We start from the raw sequence: 19,168 nt of genomic DNA, 5'->3' as shown, positions 1-19,168 counted from the left end.
GAGAGGCTAAATCAGCCGGCGGTCTTGGCGAAACGGGCGAGAAGCTCGTTGCCTTCCTTCTCGATCGTTTCCATGGCTTCCTTGACGGTGGTTTCGCCCGAGAAGATACGGCCATATTCGCGTTCCATCACGGCGCGGATCTGCGGGTAGAAGCCGAGGCGATAACCCTTCGACCACTCGCCCGACGGCAGCGACAGCTGCTGGATGCCGATTTCGGCAACCGGGTTCTCCTTGTAGAAGCCTTCCTTCTTGGTGAGCTCATAGGCAGCCTTGGTGATGGCGACGTAGCCGGTTGCCTCATGGTAGAACTTCTGGATCTCGGGCGAGGTCAGGAACTGGAAGAAGTCGGCAACGCATTTGTTCTCTGCATCAGGCTTGCCGGACATCGCGAAGAGCGCTGCGCCACCGATGAAGGATGACGTGCCGGCGCCCTTGATTGAACCCCAGTAGGGCAGGAAAGTCGCCGAGAAGGGCATCTGGGCAGTCTTCTTCAGGCCGCCGAAAGAGCCGGACGAACCGATCCACAGAGCTGCCTTGTTTTCTTCGAAGACCTTCTGATTGTCGGACCAGCCGGCGCCGTAATAGGCGAAGTAGCCTTCATCGGACCAGGTCTTGAGCTTTTCGAACATCATGACCAGGTTCGGATCGGTCACGTGGATCTTGGTATCGACGACCGAGTCATAACCATTGTTGTTGGTGGCGAACTGGATGTTGTTGCGCGAGAAGAAATTCTCGGTGAACTGCCAGGTCAGCTGTGCCTGGACGAGCGGGATGAAGCCGGCTTCCTTGAGCTTCGGCGCGATGGCTTCGAATTCTTCCCAGGTCTTGGGGGCCTCGACACCGGCCTTCTTCAGGGCGTCGGTGTTGATGTACATGATGGGCGCCGAGGAATTGAACGGCATGCCGACGAACTTGCCATCGGAATCGGCGTAGAAATAGCGGACGCCTTCGATGAAGGCATTGCGGTCGAACGTGTAGCCGGCCTTGGTGATCAGGTCCTCGGCGGGGACGACAGCACCCTTGGCATTGATGATGGTGGCGGCACCAGCATCGAATACCTGCAGGATGTTCGGCTGTTCGCCCGAACGGAAGGCGGCGATGCCGGCGGCAAGCGCTTCCTCATACGTGCCCTTGGAGACGGGATTCAGCACGCACTCGGCCTGCGCGGCGTTGAATTTCTGCGCCACTTCGTTGATGACTTCGCCGTTGCGGCCGCCCATGCCATGCCACCACGTGATGTTGGTCGCGGCGAGCGAGGACGTCGTCGTGAATGCGAATGCCAATGCGGCAAACGAGAGCTTCCGGATCATGGTTTTCCCTTCCCACCTTTGAGGCCGTCGGGCCTTGGTTTCGGGAACGTCCAGTAGGCCTCGTCCGTGACGGGTGCGTAACAGTTTGATTGCAGCTTCTTGACAGTCCGCGATGTCCACAGGCTGCCGGCGTTTTTTCAGAACGCGTCCCTGAGATGGACGGGCCAGCGCCAGGGCCGGACGGCGACAATGTCATAGGAATATGACAGAAGGCCCGCATCCTTCTGGCTCGAAAGCCAGAACATGGAGGCGTTGCGGATACGGTTCTGGGTCCAACCATCGACGGCGAAGACCGAGGCCTCGGTTGTCGCCCGCGCCTTGACCTCGATGAAGCTTACAACGTCACGCTTGCGCGCGATGATGTCGATCTCGCCGGATTTGACGCGGTAGCGCATCGCGACGATGCGGTAGCCGCGCAGCGTTAGGGACAAGGCAGCGAGATATTCGGAGACATGGCCGCGCCGCAGAGCCTTCTTTCGATCCTTGGGGCTGCGTGGCGGCATGATCAGCCTTTCAGCTCCAGCAGCCTGGAATAGAGATCCTTGCGGGGAAGGCCCGTCTGCTGGGCGGCGTGGGTCGCCGCGCGTGACACGGGCATTTCCTTGAGCAGACCTTTTAGCAGCGTATCGAGCACTTCGCCCTCCGGCGCCTGTTTCTCCGCGGGCGGCGCCACGCAGATGACGATCTCGCCCTTCACATTGTCATTTGCCTCATAATGGGCAGCCAGTTCGGCGAGCGTGCCCCGGCGGAATTCCTCGAAGGTCTTGGTCAGTTCGCGGCAGACGGCAGCGTCACGAGCGCCGAGCACGGCAGCCATGTCAGCAAGGCTCGATGGCAGGCGGTGCGGCGATTCGAAGAAGATGAGCGTGCCGGGAACATCCTTTACCTCGGCCAGCCGATCGCGCCGGGACTTTTCCTTCTGCGGCAGGAAGCCGGCGAAGAAAAAGCTGTCATTCGGCAGTCCGGATGCGGAAAGCGCGGTGACGACCGAGGATGGCCCCGGCACTGGTATGACCTTGAACCCTGCGGCCAGCGCCTCCTTCACCAACCTGTAACCCGGATCGGAGACCAGCGGCGTGCCGGCATCGGAAACGATCGCCACCGACCTGCCCTGCGCGAGCGCTGCGATCAGTTTCGGGCCGACCTCGTTGGCATTGTAATCGTGATAGGCGTAGGGCCTCTTGCCGATCGCGAAGCGATCGAGCAGCACCCGCGTCACCCGTGTATCCTCCGCCGCGACGACATCGGCGCCGGCGAGCGTTTCGAGCGCACGCAGCGTTATGTCGCCGAGATTGCCGATCGGTGTGGAGACGAGATAGAGCGCAGGCTCCAGCGGCCGGGCGGGAATTTCGAGCGTCCTGATGCGGTATGTCCCGGCTGACGGAAGATCATCGGTTTCGTTCTCGGCCAAGGGGGACTCCGCGAATTCGGCATTTCCGGCTTTATGCGCGTTGGGGATTACGTGCGCAACTATGAATTAATCATAGCCAATGCCCATAACCCCTTGCACAGCACGCGGTATTTCTGCCATTTTGCCCGTCCAATCAGGGACGGAATCCGGTTCTCCCGGCAAGAACACAAAACGGCAGGCATCATGCGTATCACTCTCGAGCGTTCCAATCTTCTCAAATCCCTCGGCCACGTGCATCGCGTGGTGGAACGACGCAACACGATCCCGATCCTTTCCAACGTGCTGCTCAAGGCTGAAGGTTCGAGCCTGCAGATGAAGGCGACCGACCTCGATCTCGAGATAACCGAAGCCGCGCCCGCCATGACCGAGAAGGCCGGCTCGACCACGGTGCCCGCGCATCTGCTCTACGAGATCGTGCGCAAATTGTCGGACGGTTCGGAAGTGGCGCTCGCGGTCAACACCGAGGGCACGACGATGACCGTGATGTCGGGCCGGTCGAAATTCTCGCTGCAATGCCTGCCGGAAGGTGATTTCCCCGATCTGACCGCCGGCACGTTCAGCCATTCGTTCCAGATCAAAGCCGCCGATCTCAAGATGCTGATCGAGCGGACGCAGTTCGCGATCTCCACCGAGGAGACGCGCTATTATCTGAACGGCATCTACTTCCACACCGTCGAGGCCGATGGGGCGCTGAAGCTGCGCGCGGTCGCCACCGACGGCCACCGCCTCGCCCGCTCCGAGATCGAGGCGCCCTCGGGCTCCGAGGGCATGCCTGGCATCATCATTCCGCGCAAGACGGTTGGTGAAATCCAGAAGCTGATCGAAAACCCGGATTCGGAGGTGAAGTTCGAAGTCTCGGATTCCAAGATCCGCCTCTCCTTTGGCGAGATCGTGCTCACATCCAAGCTGATCGACGGCACGTTCCCTGACTATCAGCGGGTCATCCCGGCAGGCAACGACAAGGAAATGCGCGTCGATTGCTCGACCTTTGCCAGCGCAGTCGACCGCGTCTCGACGATTTCGTCGGAGCGCGGCCGCGCAGTGAAGATCGCGCTCACCGATGGCCAGATGGTGCTGACGGTCAATAACCCCGATTCGGGCAGTGCGACGGAAGAACTCGCCGTGTCCTACGAGGGCGATCCGCTGGAAATCGGCTTCAACGCGCGTTACCTGCTCGACATTACCAGCCAGCTGACCGGCGAGGATGCCGTCTTCAAGCTCGCCGATCCCGGCTCGCCGACGATCATCCTGGATTCGTCGAGCGTCGATGCGCTCTACGTGCTGATGCCGATGCGCGTATAAACCACGCGCGTTAACCGATACAAAACTTTACACAATCTGGCGAATAAGAGCCTTGCTTTTACCGTTTTTTAGCTGTTGGAGTAGCCGCAACGAGAAGATGGGGAAAGCCGGAATATGCAGCGCATAAAGAGCCGTTTCGCCGAGAAATTCGACGACAACATCCGTTTCATCAAAGGCGTCATCTCCACACCCAAGACAGTCGGCGCCATCATGCCGACCTCGGCGCGCATGGCCAACCGGATGGCGAGCATCATCGATACCGGTTCCGGCCTGCCTGTTCTCGAACTCGGCCCGGGCACCGGCGTGATCACCAGGGCGATTCTCGACAAGGGCGTGAAGCCCGAGAACGTTGTGTCCGTCGAGTATTCCAGCGATTTCGTGCGCCACCTGCGCGGCAAATATCCGGGCGTCAATTTCATCAATGGCGACGCCTTCTCGCTTGCCGAGACGCTTGAAAATTATCGCGGCCAGAAGTTCGACTGCGTGATCTCGGGCATCCCGCTGCTCAATTTTCCCATGCACCAGCGCGTCAAGCTGATCGAGGACTTGCTCAAGCTCGTTCCCGTCGGGCGGCCCGTCGTGCAGTTCTCGTACGGCCCGGTCTCACCTGTCGTCGCGCGGCCGGACAGCTACACGATCAAGCATTTCGACTTCATCATGCGCAACATCCCGCCGGCGCAGATCTGGCATTACAAGAAGCTGCACTAACTTCCCCCGATGTTCGGCCTCTACATCACCCATCCACAGGTCAGGATCGATCCCGATGTGCCGGTTCCGAAATGGGGGCTGAGCGATGTCGGTCGCGAGCGCGCCATTGCAACATCAGCACTGCCGTGGGTGAAGAAGCTCGGCAGGATCCTATCAAGCGACGAGACCAAGGCGATCGAAACGGCTGAGATTCTGGCGGATGCCGCCGGCGTCCGGTTTGAGATCACCGACGGTGCGCACGAGAACGACCGTTCCGCCACGGGCTTCCTGCCGCCGCCGGAGTTCGAGAAGGCGGCCGACTGGTTCTTCGCGCATCCTGACGAGAGCTTCCACGGCTGGGAGCGGGCAGTGGATGCGCAGGCGCGGATCGTATCGGTCGTCGAGGCGGCGCTCGCCGATCACGACTCCACGGTCCCAATTGCTTTCGTCGGCCATGGCGGCGTTGGCACGCTGCTCAGATGCCATCTCGGCGGCATACCTATCGCCAGAAGCCATGACCAGACGGGCGGCGGTGGCGGCAATCTTTATGCGTTCCGACTGAGCGATCACAAGCTGCTGACGGGGTGGGTGCCGATGGAGAGTTGGCAGGGGCCCTAACTCGGACCCCTGCTTACCTCACTCCAGCACCGTCATCTCCATATTCGCCAGCGTGTCCTTATCAGCCACCGAGCTGATCTCGACGATCTTGCCATCGCGGATGACGACTTCCAGCACCAGCCGTAGCTGGCCCTCGGGCGCGATGATGACGCCGATGGCGCCGCCGACGAGGCCGACCTGGGCGTTGCGGGCGCGACCGGCGAAGGCGTGGGCCACGGCATCGGCGCCGCGGGTTTCCGGCGAGATTGCGCCGAGATTCATGGCGGCCACGTCGGCGCGCATGATCACATTGGGGTCGAGTACGGCGAGCAGGCCTCTCAGGTCGCCCGTCCGTGAGGCTGTCAGAAACGCGGCGACTATCGAACGGTTGCTGGCGAGTTCGGCTTCGTCCGGGCTCGGCTTGCCCTGCACGCGGCGGCGGGCGCGGCTGGCGAGCTGGCGGGCGGCTTCCGGCGTGCGGTCGACGATGGGAGCGATATCGTCGAAGGGCAGGTCGAACATGTCGTGCAGCACGAAGGCGATGCGTTCGGCCGGCGTCAGTTGCTGCAGCACGACCAGCATGGCGAGACCAACCGAATCGGCCATCATCGCCTCATGCTCGAAACCACCGGGATCGGAATGGCTCACCGAGGGCTCGGTGACGGTGGGACCTAACGGATCTTCGCGGCGGCTTTTTCGCGCGCGGAGCATATCGAGCGCCACCCGCGAGATCACCGTTGTCAGCCAGCCGCCCATGTTGCGGATATCGGACGCTTCCGCGCGAGACAGCCGGAGCCAGGTTTCCTGCACCGCATCCTCGGCCTCGCTCATCGAGCCCAGCATGCGATAGGCGACGCTCTTCAGGTGGCTGCGGTTGGCCTTGAATTGCTCGGCGAGAAATTTTTCTTCGTCCATCGGTCACATTCCCCGTTCGCGTTGCGTCAGATGGATGACGAACGAGATCCCGCCGATGTGACAGAGATCATGTCCCAGGGGAAGTCGTCGAACGCAACGCCTTGATTTCGAGGAGAAATATCATGCAAGCAAGAATGAACAACCCCGCCCTCATCCTGCCGCAGGCCCTGCAAGCGCTCTATGCGCTCAGCAAGTCGACCGAAGAGCTGGTGCCGCTGGTGACCCGCAAGCTGGTCGAGCTTCGTGCCAGCCAGATCAACGGCTGCAGCGTCTGCGTCAACATGCATGCGACGGAACTGAAGAAGAAGGGCGAGAGCGACGAGCGCATCTTCTCCGTCGCCGCATGGCGCGACACACCTTACTTCACCGATGCCGAACGCGCGGCACTGGCGCTCACGGAATCGGTGACGCGCCTTGCCGACAAGGCCGACCCGGTGCCGGACGACATCTGGGAAGACGCGACCCACCACTATCCCGAAAAGGAGCTTGCGGCGCTGATCGTGTCGATTTCGCTGATCAACGTCTGGAACCGCCTCAATGCGAGCGTGAAGATGGTCGCTGGCGCGCCTTGGAAGTGATCATTTTCCGGTGACTTGACCGTCTTTCGTCTTGCGGACCAGTGGCAGCCATGCGACTGGTCCGCGAGCGATTCCAAGGCAAGGAGCAGGCACTATGGCAGCCAGGGACCATCTGATCGTCGGGCTCGATGTGCCGAATATCGGTGAAGCCGAACAGATCGTCAAAAAGCTCGGCCATACCGTCGATTATTACAAGATCGGCTACCAGCTGGTCTTTGCCGGCGGCCTGGAATTCGCCCGCGACCTCGCGCGCGAAGGCAAGAAAATCTTCCTTGATATGAAACTGCTCGACATCGACAACACGGTCGCGTCCGGCGTCGAGAACATCGCGAAAATGGGCATGACGATGCTGACGCTGCATGCCTATCCCAAGGCGATGCGGGCTGCGGTCGAGGCGGCGCGCGGCTCCGGGCTCTGCCTGCTTGGCGTGACGGTCCTGACCTCCATGGACGAGACCGACCTGATCGAGGCGGGATACGAGTACGATCCGCATACGCTGGTGCTGCGCCGTGCCGAACAGGCCCGCCGCGCCGGCATGGGCGGCATCGTCTGTTCGGCCGAGGAGGCGAATGCCGTGCGCCGCATCGTCGGTGCCGATATGGCGGTGGTGACCCCGGGCATCCGGCCGGTGGGTTCCGATCCCGGCGACCAGAAGCGGGTGATGACGCCAGCCGAGGCCATCCGGGCGGGTTCCAGCCATCTCGTGGTGGGTCGGCCGATCGTCAAGGCGTCCGATCCACGCGAAGCAGCGCGTGCGATACTTGCCGAAATGGAGACGGCGCTCTAGATTTTGATAAATCATAAGTCCCAGGAGGAACTGATGGCCAAAGGATATTGGATCGCCCGCGTCGATGTACGTGAGCCGGAGCGCTACAAGGACTATGTGTCCGCCGCCAAGCCCGCATTCGAAAAATACGGCGCGGTGTTCCTCGCACGCGGCGGCCGCCATGAGCGGCTGGAGGGTCAGGTCCGGGCGCGCAACGTGGTGATCGAGTTTCCTTCGCTCGAAGCGGCGCATGACTGCTACCACTCGCCGGAGTACCAGATTGCCGCCGTGATACGGCAAGAGGTCGCAGACGCCGAAATGGTGATTGTCGAAGGGATTTAGCCGCTTCCAGTCACCGCACGATTGCGGTAATACGAACCAAGCAATTCCCGCTGTTCAGGAGATGGAAATGACGCTGTCCAACGTGCCGAAACTTGTGACCATATTCGGAGGGTCGGGTTTCCTCGGGCGTCATATCGTGCGCGTGCTGGCCAGGCGCGGCTACCGCATCCGCGTCGCCGTCCGCCGGCCGGATCTCGCTATCCACCTTCAGCCGCTCGGCAACGTTGGCCAGATCGCCTTTGTCCAGGCTAATCTGCGCTACCGCAATTCCGTCGATGCGGCAGTGCGCGGCTCCGACCATGTGATCAATTGCGTGGGCATCCTGCATGAGGCCGGCCGCAACGGCTTCGATGCCGTACAGGATTTCGGGGCGCGCGCCATTGCCGAAGCCTGCCGCAATGCCGGCGTCAAGCTCACCCACATCTCGGCGATCGGCGCCGATATCGATTCGGCCTCGGCCTATGCCCGCACCAAGGCGAAGGCGGAAAAGGCGATCCTTTCGCTGCTGCCGGATGCCGTGATCTACCGGCCGTCCGTCATGTTCGGCCCCGAGGACGGCTTCTACAACAAATTCGCCGACATGGCCCGCATCGCGCCCGCTCTGCCGCTGGTCGGCGGCGGCCACACCAGGTTCCAGCCGGTCTATGTCGATGACGTCGCCGAGGCTGTCGCGCGCTCCATCGAAGGCAAGGTCGAAGGCGGCAAGATTTATGAACTCGGCGGCGCCGAGGTGAAGAGTTTTCGCGCGATCATCGAGGATATCCTCCGGATCACCTGTCGCGAGAAGACGCTGGTGCCGCTGCCCTTCTGGGTGGCGTCGATCATCGGCTCGATCAGTTCGCTCATTCCGTTCATCACGCCGCCGATCACCGCCGACCAGGTGACGCTGCTCAGGAGCGACAACGTGGTTTCCGAAGCGGCGAAGAAGGAGGGCCGGACCCTGGAAGGCCTCGGCATCAAGCCGACGCTGGCAGATGCGATCCTGCCGAGCTATCTCATACGCTACCGGCCCGAGGGCCAGTTCACCCAGCCTGACAAGGCAGCCTGAACAGATCGGTCCTGAATTTTCACTTCCAATATCTCTCAAGCGCCGGGCATTCCGGCGTTTTCTGCGTTCGGCCGAACCAATTCAGCTCATCGTAATCCGACAGAGATTCGGCTTCCGCTGTAACGCCTATTCCGAAGTTGCAGAAAAGACGCATGAAAAAAGCAATGCGGCGTTAACGCCGTCTTCAGCATGCATGTTTTATTGCTAATGCAAATTTCGCTGACTAGAACCCGAGCCAAGAGACTGCCGGATCGGTAGGCAGATTGGGCAGCTTTCAGTCATTCCAGGGGAACTAAAATGGGCAAATCGATCGCATTGTTTTTTGCGTGTGCGGCGCTTGTCATTCTTGCCGGCTCGTTCGTCGCACCGCGCACGGTCGCGGCTGACCAGTCCAAGTGCTCGCCGGCTTACGGCGTCTGCGCGGAAAACACCGCCAAGTAAGACCAAATCGAGTTTGAATGAAAAGGGCCGTTTTCGCGGCCCTTTTTGTTGCTCCAGTTTCCCCAGGCTCAGCCGAGATAATAGAGGCCGAGCAGGCCCAGCGCGCCGACGATGATACGCCACCAGGCGAAAGGCGCATAGCCGCGGCGCGAGACGAAGGCGAGCAGCGAGCGCACCACGAACAAGCCCGACACAAAAGCCGCAAGGAAGCCGACGACGATTGCCGTCGTGTCGTCTATCGTCAGATCGTTGCGGACCTTGTAGAGTTTGTAGACGAAGGCGCCGACCATCGTCGGCATGGCGAGGAAGAACGAGAATTCCGCCGCCGAGCGCTTGTCGGCCCCCATCAACAACGCGCCTACGATCGTCGCGCCGGAGCGGGATGTGCCGGGTATCATCGCCACGCACTGGCAGATGCCGATCTTCAATGCCAACGGCAGCGGATAGGCCATCGCATCGAAATGGCGCGGCTGGAGCCGCAGGCGATCGACCGCCAGAAGCACGATGCCGCCGATGATCAGCACGTAGCACATGATCGCAGGCTTCTCGAGCATCTGGTTGATGTAGCTTTCGGCAAAGACCCCGACCACGACGGCGGGCAGGAAGGCGATGAGAATGGACAACACGAAATATCGCGACCGCTCGCTCGATCTCAGCGTCAGCGCCACATCCAGCAGTCTTTTGAAATAGACGAGCAGGATAGCCAGAATCGCGCCGAGCTGCACCAGGATCGTGAACGCATTGCTGGGCGACTCGAATTTGAGGAAATGGCTGGCCAGTTGGACATGCGCCGTGGACGAAACCGGGATGAATTCGGTGAGCCCTTCGATGAGACCTAGGATAAGGGCGCTGAAAATATTCGGTTCGCTCATGAGGACCTCATGGAAAATTAAGAATGATGCAGGGTTTTAGATGAGATAACGTGCAATGGGCTGGCAAGGTTAAAAACCCCTATACAGCCTTGACAGTCCGGCTGACCAGCCGCCATTGAGTGAAATTCGCTAATCCAGCCGGGACGAATATGCCTGTTCTTTATCACCACTCCATGTCCACCGCCTCGCGCTTCGTGCGCCTGATCTTCGCGGAATACGGCTTCCAGGCGGAACTGATCGAGGAACAGCCTTGGGAAAAGCGCAGGGATTTCATTGCCTTGAATCCCGCCGGAACTGTGCCCGTCTATCTCGACGACAATATGCGGACGCTCTGCGGTGCCACGATCATCTCGGAGTTCATGGACGAGACCAGCGGCGTTTTGAAGCGGGACCGCCGACTGCTCGCCGAGGACCCTTTCCAGCGCGCGGAAATCCGCCGGCTGACCGAGTGGTTTCTGTTCAAGGCCGAACAGGACGTGACGCGGCCCCTGGTGCGCGAGCGTGTCTACAAGCTGCAGATGACGCCGGACCATGGCGGTGGCGCGCCCGATTCGAAAATTCTGCGCACCTCGCGCAACAATATCCGCCAGCACATGCGCTATCTCGCCTGGCTTGCGGGCTCACGCACATGGCTTGCGGGCGAACGGCTGTCCTATGCCGATCTCGCCGGTGCCGCGACAATCTCCGTCCTCGATTATCTCGGCGAGGTCGACTGGAACGAGTGGCCGCAGGTCAAGGAATGGTACCAGAGGCTCAAATCGCGCCCGAGCTTCCGGCCGCTGCTCAACGACCGGGTGCGCGGCGTCACGCCGGTATCGCACTATGCCGACCTCGATTTCTAAAGACCCGAAGAAACTCTCGGAATACGCCAAGCGGCTGGCGCGTGAAACCGGTTTCGACATTTGCAGGATCACGTCCGCCGATACCGACGCGGTGCTGGGCGAAAACCTCTCCGCCTTCGTCGATGCAGGCCATCACGGCACCATGGCGTGGCTCGAAGAAACGCGCGAGCGCCGCGCTTCGCCAATGAGCCTGTGGCCGGAGGCGAAGTCGGTCATCATGCTGGGCATGAACTACGGACCGGATCACGACCCGCGTGAAGATTTGCAGCGGAAAAGCGTGGGCAACATCTCCGTCTATGCCCGCAACCGCGACTACCACGACGTGATCAAGGGCAAATTGAAAGAGATCGGTAGTCGTTTTGCCGCCCGCAGCGGCGCGGAGATCAAGGTCTTCGTCGATACCGCGCCGGTGATGGAGAAGCCGCTTGCCGCCAAAGCGGGACTGGGCTGGCAAGGCAAGCATACCAATCTGCTGAGCCGGGAATTCGGCTCCTGGCTGTTTCTCGGCAGCATATTCACCGATGCCGAACTGATCCCCGATACGCCGGAGGTCGATCATTGCGGCTCCTGCCGGGCCTGTCTTGACGCCTGTCCGACGAACGCGTTCCCGGCGCCCTACCAGATCGACGCGCGGCGCTGCATTTCTTACCTGACGATAGAGCACAAGGGGCCGATCGCGGCCGAGTTCCGGCCCCAGATCGGTAATCGCATCTATGGCTGCGACGATTGCCTTGCGGCCTGTCCGTGGAACAAGTTCGCGGTCGCCGGCCACGAGATGAAGCTCAAGGCGCGCGCTGACCTTGCGGCTCCGCCGCTGGCCGAGTTACTGGCACTCGACGATCCGGCCTTCCGGAGCTTCTTTTCCGGCTCGCCGGTCAAGCGGATTGGTCGCGACCGTTTCATCCGCAATTGCCTGATTGCCGCCGGCAATTCGGGCGATGCTGCATTGATCGAACACTGTCGGCGCTTGCTGTCGGACGCCTCGCCTGATGTCCGGGCGATGGCGGTATGGGCACTCTCGCGTCTTGGAGGGCTTGAAACTTCGCGCCATTTGTTGTCGGAAGAGACCGACGAGAATGTGTTGACGGAATTGCAGCAAGCGGAGAATGTGTGATGAGGCTCCTGATCCTGGGCGCGGGCTATTCCGGCAAGTCGATTGCGCGGATCTGCGGGCCATCCTTCGACGAGGTTTTCGGCACGACCCGCTCGGCGGCCAAATTCGCCGAAGTCGAGCGCGCAGGTGCCAAGCCGCTGGTGTTCGACGGCGCTACAATTTCGCCCGAACTGATCGACGCCTTCGCCGGCGCCACGCATCTCGTGCAGTCCATCTCTCCGGGTGAGTACGGCGACGCTTTCCTCAAGCGCTTCGGCGATCTCAAGGCACTTGCGCCAAATCTCCAGTGGATCGGCTATCTCTCGACCATCGGCGTCTATGGCGACCGCCAGGGCGGCTGGGTGGACGAGGATGCCGATCTCGAACCGGTCTCCGAACGCTCGCGTGAGCGGGTGATCGCGGAGAAAGAGTGGCTCGATGCTGGCGAAAAGATCGGCGTGCCGGTGGCTATCCTGCGGCTCTCGGGCATCTACGGCCCCGGCCGCAATCAATTTCTCAACCTGGAAAACGGCACCGCACGGCGGCTGATCAAGGAAGGCCAGGTGTTCAACCGCATCCGTGTCGAGGATATCGGCCGCTTCGTCCAATTCCTGATCTCGCTGAATTATGGCGGCATATATAATGTGACCGACGAGGAGCCCGCGCCCGCGCAGGATGTCGTGGAATATGCCGCCCGGCTGATGCATGTGCCGGTGCCGCCGGACGTCGCCTTCGAGACCGCCGAACTCAGCCCCATGGCCCGCTCCTTCTATGGCGAGAGCAAGCGGGTATCGAACGCCAAGGCAACGGCGCTGGGCTTCGAGTTTCTCTATCCCGATTATCGGGATTCCCTGACCAAGATGTGGAACGAAAACGCCTGGCGGTCGTTCTGAGACTCGGCCTCAAAGCTCATCCGCTCTCGACCGCCGGCAAAAATCTTACGGAATTGGCCGGTTAAAATATGCTTAACTTCAAGATTCTTCGCGAATTCTGTGAGTGTTGCGCGAATACAATGCCATCCGCGAACGTTGCTGCTTAATGTCTGTTTTCAAGGCATAAATAACTTACAGTTGTGTTAGGCGTCGCGCAGATTCACCTGCGATCACCCATTAAATATTTCATTCATTAATATTGCGTGATCACGCGAGGCACGTTTTTGCCATTTTTTACCCGTCAAAGCCGCTTTCACACATGAAACGGGACGGGAAAGTTCAAAATTGAAAAAAATAATCCACACTGCGGCGTTCGCCGCGACAATCATCGCGACGACGGCACTCTCCACGAACGCAGCATTCGCCAAAAACGGTTGTGGCGGCGCGTCCTGGTACGCTCTCCATTCCCGGACTGCATCCGGCGAGCGTATGAACCCTAAAAGGCTTACGGCGGCACATCGTTCCATGCGTTTTGGCACAAAGCTGAAAGTCACCAATCCCCGCAACGGCAAGAGCGTCATCGTACGTATCAACGATCGCGGCCCATTTATCAGGGGACGCATACTCGATCTTTCCAAGGCGGCTGCCAGCCAGATCGGCATGATCAGCTCCGGCCACGCCAAGGTCTGTTACGAGACTGTCAGCCGCTAATACGGCGCCTGACGCCCGAACGCTTGCTCTTCCCCGCAATCGCGGTTACGACCCCGATGGAGAACTGGAGAAGATCATGCGTTTGGGCGGTCGCCTGGCGGGGGCCATAGAGGTCCTCCACGATATCGAGACCCGTCGCCGGCCAGTGGCCGACGCGCTCAAGGACTGGGGCCTGTCGCGGCGTTTCGCGGGCTCCGGCGACAGGGCCGCTGTGGGCAATATCGTCTACGACGCGCTGCGCATGAAGCTCTCCCATGCCTGGCTGATGGATGGCGCAAGCCCTTCGGCAATCGCCCATTCGGTGATGTTTCGCCAGTGGGGCATCTCTCCCGAAAAGCTCGCTACAGAACTCGACGGCGACAAGTTCGCACCCGAGCCGCTCGATCCGCTGAGCCTCGCCGCGTTCCAATCCCGCAATCTTTCCGACGCGCCAGCCCATATCCAGGGCGACATTCCCGAATGGGTCGTGCCGCTGTTCGAGGAGAACTTCGGCGACAACTGGCTGAGAGAAGCCCAGGCGCTGGCGCTCCGCCCCTCGCTCGATCTTCGCGCCAATACGCTGCGTGCCACCCGCGACAAGGTCGTGTCGGCGCTTGAGGAAGCCCATGCCGTCCCCTCGCCGATCGCCCGCGAAGGCATCCGCATTCCCTCCGGCGAAGGCCCCTCGCGGCTGCCGAATGTGACGGCCGAGCTTTCCTTCGCCAAGGGCTGGTTCGAAGTGCAGGACGAGGGCTCGCAGATCGTTGCCGATCTCGTCATGGCAAAGGATAGCGAACAGATCCTCGACTATTGTGCAGGCGGCGGCGGCAAGACACTGGCGCTTTCGGCGATCATGCACAACAAGGGGCAGATCCACGCCTTCGACGCCGACCGCAAGCGGCTTGCGCCGATCATCGAACGGCTGCGCCGAGCCGGCACCCGCAATGTGCAGGTCCATGAGCGCGAAAAGGATCTCGCCCACCTCGTCGGCAAATGCGACCGCGTGCTGATCGATGCGCCCTGCACCGGAACCGGCACATGGCGCCGCCGCCCCGATACCAAATGGCGGCTGACGCAGAAGAACCTGGACGAGCGCATCAACCAGCAGCGCCAGGTGCTGGAGTCCGCTGCGCCCTACGTGCGGCCCGGCGGCATGCTCTGCTATGTCACCTGCTCGGTGCTTCCCGACGAGAACCAGAAGCAGGTCGCGAATTTCATCGCAAGCGATCCCAGTTTCGAATTGGTCTCGGCGCTGGAGGGCTGGCAGGCGCTGTTCGGCGCCACCGGCGTCGCACCGCTTTCGCATGACGGCATGACTGTAACGCTCTCGCCTGCGCTGACCGACACCGACGGCTTCTTCTTTGCCATGATGCGCAAGAAGGGCTGAACCAGGGCTTTAGCAGTTTGGATTCGTTGTAAACTATACTGTTTGACACAGGTATGTTTTTGCGCGAAGACCCCTCATCATTCCAGAACGGTGAGGGAGAATTCATGTCCAGGACCTTGATACGATCAGCCGCATTCGCATTCTTGGCAGGCGCATCGCTGATCGCGACCGCTGCCGGCGCCGCGACCGATCCTGCCGCCGTGGTCAAGCATTATGCCGAACTGGGCCATGCCAAGTATGAAGATGCGCTGATCACCGCCAAGGCGCTGGATGCCGCGATCGACGCCTTCCTCGCGGCACCTTCCGAAGAGACCCAGAAGGCGGCCAAGGACGCCTGGATCAAGGCTCGCGTTCCCTACCAGCAGACCGAAGCCTACCGCTTCGGCAATGCGATCGTCGATGATTGGGAAGGCAAGGTGAATGCCTGGCCGCTCGACGAAGGCCTGATCGACTATGTCGACAAGTCCTACGGCACCGAGAGCGACGACAACGGCCAGTATACGCTTAACGTCATCGCCAATCCGAAGTTCTCGATCGGCGGCAAGGAAGTCGATGCGACGAAGATCACGCCGGAACTGCTTTCAGGCACCCTGCAGGAAGCAAACGAAACCGAGTCCAACGTCGCGACCGGCTATCACGCGATCGAATTCCTGCTCTGGGGCCAGGACTTGAACGGCACCGGCCCGGGCGCCGGCAACCGGTCCTACATCGATTACGACCTCAAGAATTGCTCCAACGGCAATTGCGACCGACGCGCCGCCTATCTCAAGGCCGCCTCGACGCTTCTGGTCTCCGACCTCGAATTCATGGTCAAGCAATGGGCGCCGGATGGCGATGCCGCCAAGGCCGTGACCACCGATCCGACCAAGGGTCTGTCCGCCATGCTGACCGGCATGGGTTCGCTCTCCTACGGCGAACTGGCCGGCGAGCGCATGAAGCTCGGGCTGCTGCTGCATGACCCGGAGGAAGAGCACGATTGCTTCGCCGACAACACGTTCAACTCGCATCTCAACGATGCGATCGGCATCGACGGCGTCTATACCGGTAAATACACCCGCGTCGATGGCACGAAGATGGAAGGCCCATCGCTTTCCGATCTGGTGAAGGAAAAAGATGCGGCCCTCGACACCGAGCTGACCGGCAAGCTCAACAAGACGCTCGACGCCATGCACGCCATGGCCAAGCGTGGCGAGACGGTCGAAGCCTATGACCAGATGATCGGTGACGGCAACAAGGACGGCAATGCGGTGGTGCAGGCCGCGATCGACGGCCTTGTCGACCAGACCAAGTCTATCGAGCGTGCCATTTCCGCGCTGAACCTCGGCAAGATTGAACTTGAAGGTTCCGACAGCCTCGATAAACCTGAAGCCGTGTTCCAATAAGACAGGCAGGAGGCGGGCGTGATCCGCCTTCCTGAACGGCAATGAAAAAGCAATGGCTGATGGCCCTGCCGGCGCTGGCACTCGTGCCGGCGCTCTATGGCGCTTTCGCTCTGGCGACCGGCAGCAGCGAATTGACCGCTGCTGAGGCGGCGCGGGTCGAGGCGGTGCTGAAGCCGACGACGGATTTCTCCCAGGCAGAGGAATTCGAGGCGTTGCAGGCGGGCGCGGCAACCTCAATCGAAGAGCCCGACCGCCTCGCCTTCTCGCATTTCTCCACTAACCTGCCGGAGGACCGGCGGATGGATTTCCGCCTCGGCAATGCGCTGTTCCGCAAATTGTGGGTCGCCTCGCCATCCTCGACCCAGGCTTCGGATGGGCTCGGGCCGTTCTACAATGCGCGTTCCTGCGAGCAGTGTCACAAGGATGACGGCCGCGGCACGCCGCCGGATGGCAAGAATCCTGGCACGATGTTCCTGCGGTTGGCAAGGCCGGCCGCCACGGATGAAGAGCGGGCGTTTCTTGCCGAGACGATGGCGCCGAATTTTGCCGATCCGGTCTACGGCACTCAGTTGCAGGACAAAGCGATTGCCGGCATCAAGGCCGAGGGACAGATGAAAGTCACCTATTCGGACCTGCCCTTCACCTTTCCAGACGGCAGCGTCGTGACGCTGCGCAAGCCGGACTATTCCATAACCGATCTCCGGTACGGCCCGCTCGACAAGACCACGACGCTCTCGCCCCGCATCGCGCCGCAGATGATCGGGCTCGGCCTGATCGAGGCTATTCCCGAGGTGCAATTGCGCGCGCATGCAGATCCCGATGACGCCGACAAGGACGGCATATCCGGCAAGCTCAACATCGTGGGCAGCCTCGACGGCAAAACGCGGATTGGGCGTTTCGGCTGGAAGGCGGAGACGGCGCTGATCGGCGACCAGGTGGCACATGCTTTTGCCGGCGATATCGGCATCTCGACATCGGCGATCGACCGGCCGCATGGCGATTGCACCAGCGCTGAGGTTGACTGTCTGGCGTTGGCGACCGGGGAGCAAGAGCGACTGGGCAAGAGCGAGGCGCCGGACCCGATCCTCGAACTCGTCACGCATTATTCCAAGCATCTGGCGGTTCCGGCGCGGCGGAAATCCGGTTTTCCCGATGTGCTCAGGGGCAAGGAACTGTTCTACGCATCCGGCTGCATCGCCTGCCACACGCCAAAATTCGTCACGGCAAAGGATGCGGCATTCAAGGAATTCCGGTTCCAGCTGATCTGGCCCTATTCGGATTTCCTGCTGCACGACATGGGCGACGGCCTGGCCGATGGCCAGGTCGTGGGGGGTGCGACAGGAAGGGAGTGGCGCACTGCGCCGCTCTGGGGTATTGGGCTGACGAGCACCGTGACGGGCAAGACTTTCTTCCTGCACGATGGCCGGGCGCGGACACTTGAGGAAGCCATTCTCTGGCATGGCGGCGAAGCGGCGAAGACCCGGGACAATTATGCGAAACTCTCGCGGACCGACCGCGAAAAGCTGATCGCCTTTCTGGAGTCGCTTTAGATGAAATCATTCGTCTGGCTTGCAGCGTTGCTCTCGCTCTCCCTTTTCGCGCAGCCGGCCTCCGCTCTCGATGACGCCAAGGCGAGGCAGGTCATGGCAAATGCTGTCGATGGTTATGTCCGGCCGGCCTACAAGGATTTCCGTGAGAAAGCGGCCGCGCTCGTCTCCGAGACAGGCAAGTTTTGCGCCGCACCGAGCGATGACGGCCTGAAGTCCGCGCAGGCCCGTTTCGCAGAGACCGTCGCCAGTTGGGGCCGTATCGAATTCCTGCGCGAAGGCCCCGTGATGCAGCAGAACCGGCTCGAACGCATCCTGTTCTATCCCGACCGCAAGTCGACCGGGCTCAAACAGGTACAGGCCCTGCTCGCAAAACCGGACGAGACGGTCACCGATGCAGCGAAGCTCAAGGATCGCAGCGTCGCGATTCAGGGTCTCGGCGCGTTCGAGTTCCTGTTTTTCGGCACCGATCCGGAAGTCATCGTCTCGGAGAGGGATCCATTCCGCTGCCGCTACGGGCTGGCGATCGCAGGCAATGTCGAGATCATTGCTGGTGAACTCCAGGCGGCCTGGGATGCGCCGGACGGCGTCGCCAAGGACTGGAAGAACCCCTCCGCCGACAATCCCATCTATCGCGACAGCAAGGAGCAGGTCTCGGCGCTGATCGGCGTTGCCGTGCATGGCGTGGAAATGGTGCGCGATCAGCGAATCAAGCATTTTTACAAGGGCCGGGATTCCAAGGCGTCGCCGAAGCTGGCGGTCTATTGGCGATCTGGCCTGACGATGACGGCGCTGGCGGCCAATGCCGATGGACTGACCAAATTCTGGAACGCCACCAAGATTACCCTGATCATGGACAAGGACATGGGCTCACTCGCGGATTCGGCCGGCTTCGACCTGCATGCTGCAGCCAATGCGCTCGGCAGAATGGAGCAGCCGACGGCAGCGCGCCTCAAGGACGACGAGTATCTCGGCAAGCTCGATTTCATCGAATTCAATCTCAAGGATGCGATGACGCGCATAGACAATGATGTCGGCGGCGCCGTGGGTCTTGGTGCCGGCTTCTCCTTCGCGGATGGCGACTGA

General features: G+C 61.1%; 21 protein-coding genes. 16 read left to right on the top strand and 5 right to left on the bottom strand.

From position 1 onward, the window contains the following. Positions 1 to 11: 11 nt before the first annotated feature. The 3 genes from IHQ71_RS28310 to rsmI all read right to left on the bottom strand — a co-directional run bounded on the left by IHQ71_RS28310 (position 12) and on the right by rsmI (position 2,721). Positions 12 to 1,310 carry an extracellular solute-binding protein gene (locus tag IHQ71_RS28310; protein WP_258159723.1) on the bottom strand — a complete coding sequence of 433 codons (1,299 nt, stop codon included), beginning with the start codon at positions 1,308 to 1,310 and terminating at the stop codon, positions 12 to 14. 137 nt (positions 1,311 to 1,447) lie between these two features. After that, a complete protein-coding gene (locus tag IHQ71_RS28305; protein ID WP_258159722.1) occupies positions 1,448 to 1,813 on the bottom strand; it encodes a YraN family protein in 366 nt (121 codons plus the stop codon). Between the two features lie 2 nt (positions 1,814 to 1,815). Then, entirely contained in the window at positions 1,816 to 2,721 is a 906-nt protein-coding gene (gene rsmI, locus IHQ71_RS28300) for a 16S rRNA (cytidine(1402)-2'-O)-methyltransferase (RefSeq protein ID WP_374989930.1), read from the bottom strand. A 183-nt stretch (positions 2,722 to 2,904) separates the two neighbouring features. Here rsmI and dnaN point away from each other — a divergent pair, with 183 nt between their 5' ends. From dnaN to IHQ71_RS28285, 3 genes are all read left to right on the top strand, one after another. Further along, on the top strand, positions 2,905 to 4,023 hold the full coding sequence (dnaN, locus tag IHQ71_RS28295) for a DNA polymerase III subunit beta (RefSeq protein WP_258159721.1): 1,119 nt from the start codon (positions 2,905 to 2,907) through the stop codon (positions 4,021 to 4,023). Positions 4,024 to 4,137: 114 nt separating this feature from the next. Further along, positions 4,138 to 4,731, top strand: coding sequence for a phospholipid N-methyltransferase PmtA (gene pmtA / locus IHQ71_RS28290; protein WP_258159720.1), 594 nt, complete (start codon positions 4,138 to 4,140; stop codon positions 4,729 to 4,731). Between the two features lie 9 nt (positions 4,732 to 4,740). Continuing rightward, positions 4,741 to 5,328, top strand: coding sequence for a histidine phosphatase family protein (locus IHQ71_RS28285; protein WP_258159719.1), 588 nt, complete (start codon positions 4,741 to 4,743; stop codon positions 5,326 to 5,328). Between the two features lie 18 nt (positions 5,329 to 5,346). On the opposite strand, the gene IHQ71_RS28280 is transcribed toward IHQ71_RS28285, so the two are convergent. After that, positions 5,347 to 6,222: a sigma-70 family RNA polymerase sigma factor gene (locus IHQ71_RS28280; protein WP_258159718.1), complete on the bottom strand. Its 876-nt coding sequence runs from the start codon at positions 6,220 to 6,222 to the stop codon at positions 5,347 to 5,349. A gap of 122 nt (positions 6,223 to 6,344) precedes the next feature. On the opposite strand from IHQ71_RS28280, the gene IHQ71_RS28275 reads away from it, so the two are divergent. The 5 genes from IHQ71_RS28275 (at position 6,345) to IHQ71_RS28255 (ending at position 9,397) form a co-directional block, all read left to right on the top strand. Beyond that, positions 6,345 to 6,800 (top strand): carboxymuconolactone decarboxylase family protein, encoded by a 456-nt coding sequence (locus IHQ71_RS28275; RefSeq protein WP_258159717.1) that lies wholly within the window; start codon positions 6,345 to 6,347, stop codon positions 6,798 to 6,800. A 94-nt stretch (positions 6,801 to 6,894) separates the two neighbouring features. Beyond that, positions 6,895 to 7,587 (top strand): orotidine-5'-phosphate decarboxylase, encoded by a 693-nt coding sequence (gene pyrF, locus IHQ71_RS28270; RefSeq protein ID WP_258159716.1) that lies wholly within the window; start codon positions 6,895 to 6,897, stop codon positions 7,585 to 7,587. Positions 7,588 to 7,620: 33 nt separating this feature from the next. Then, entirely contained in the window at positions 7,621 to 7,908 is a 288-nt protein-coding gene (locus IHQ71_RS28265) for a DUF1330 domain-containing protein (RefSeq protein ID WP_258159715.1), read from the top strand. Between the two features lie 67 nt (positions 7,909 to 7,975). Then, a complete protein-coding gene (locus IHQ71_RS28260; RefSeq protein ID WP_258159714.1) occupies positions 7,976 to 8,956 on the top strand; it encodes a complex I NDUFA9 subunit family protein in 981 nt (326 codons plus the stop codon). A gap of 297 nt (positions 8,957 to 9,253) precedes the next feature. After that, complete coding sequence (locus IHQ71_RS28255) at positions 9,254 to 9,397, top strand: hypothetical protein (RefSeq protein WP_258159713.1); 144 nt, start codon at positions 9,254 to 9,256, stop codon at positions 9,395 to 9,397. 68 nt (positions 9,398 to 9,465) lie between these two features. Here the strand turns inward: IHQ71_RS28255 and IHQ71_RS28250 are convergent, their stop codons facing one another. Further along, entirely contained in the window at positions 9,466 to 10,269 is an 804-nt protein-coding gene (locus IHQ71_RS28250) for an undecaprenyl-diphosphate phosphatase (RefSeq protein ID WP_258159712.1), read from the bottom strand. A 149-nt stretch (positions 10,270 to 10,418) separates the two neighbouring features. Between IHQ71_RS28250 and IHQ71_RS28245 the strand changes: the two genes are divergently transcribed. The 8 genes from IHQ71_RS28245 (at position 10,419) to IHQ71_RS28210 (ending at position 19,168) form a co-directional block, all read left to right on the top strand. After that, complete coding sequence (locus tag IHQ71_RS28245; protein WP_258159711.1) at positions 10,419 to 11,111, top strand: glutathione S-transferase family protein; 693 nt, start codon at positions 10,419 to 10,421, stop codon at positions 11,109 to 11,111. Continuing rightward, entirely contained in the window at positions 11,092 to 12,225 is a 1,134-nt protein-coding gene (gene queG, locus IHQ71_RS28240; protein WP_258159710.1) for a tRNA epoxyqueuosine(34) reductase QueG, read from the top strand. The genes IHQ71_RS28245 and queG overlap by 20 nt, the downstream gene beginning before the upstream one ends. Next, on the top strand, positions 12,225 to 13,097 hold the full coding sequence (locus tag IHQ71_RS28235) for an SDR family oxidoreductase (protein WP_258159709.1): 873 nt from the start codon (positions 12,225 to 12,227) through the stop codon (positions 13,095 to 13,097). The genes queG and IHQ71_RS28235 overlap by 1 nt, the downstream gene beginning before the upstream one ends. Before the next feature lie 324 nt (positions 13,098 to 13,421). Continuing rightward, positions 13,422 to 13,787, top strand: a complete 366-nt coding sequence (locus IHQ71_RS28230) for a septal ring lytic transglycosylase RlpA family protein (protein ID WP_258159708.1) — start codon at positions 13,422 to 13,424, stop codon at positions 13,785 to 13,787. Between the two features lie 76 nt (positions 13,788 to 13,863). Beyond that, positions 13,864 to 15,153, top strand: a complete 1,290-nt coding sequence (locus tag IHQ71_RS28225) for an RsmB/NOP family class I SAM-dependent RNA methyltransferase (RefSeq protein ID WP_258159707.1) — start codon at positions 13,864 to 13,866, stop codon at positions 15,151 to 15,153. Positions 15,154 to 15,257: 104 nt separating this feature from the next. After that, positions 15,258 to 16,535: an imelysin family protein gene (locus IHQ71_RS28220; RefSeq protein ID WP_258159706.1), complete on the top strand. Its 1,278-nt coding sequence runs from the start codon at positions 15,258 to 15,260 to the stop codon at positions 16,533 to 16,535. Between the two features lie 41 nt (positions 16,536 to 16,576). Beyond that, positions 16,577 to 18,085, top strand: coding sequence for a di-heme oxidoredictase family protein (locus tag IHQ71_RS28215; protein WP_258159705.1), 1,509 nt, complete (start codon positions 16,577 to 16,579; stop codon positions 18,083 to 18,085). Beyond that, the gene (locus IHQ71_RS28210) at positions 18,086 to 19,168 is read left to right on the top strand and encodes an imelysin family protein (protein WP_258159704.1); all 1,083 of its coding nucleotides are present in this window, start codon (positions 18,086 to 18,088) and stop codon (positions 19,166 to 19,168) included.

Source organism: Rhizobium sp. TH2, from assembly GCF_024707525.1.
Classification (GTDB): Bacteria; Pseudomonadota; Alphaproteobacteria; order Rhizobiales; family Rhizobiaceae; genus Rhizobium_E.
This window is presented reverse-complemented; position numbering and strand designations above follow the sequence as displayed.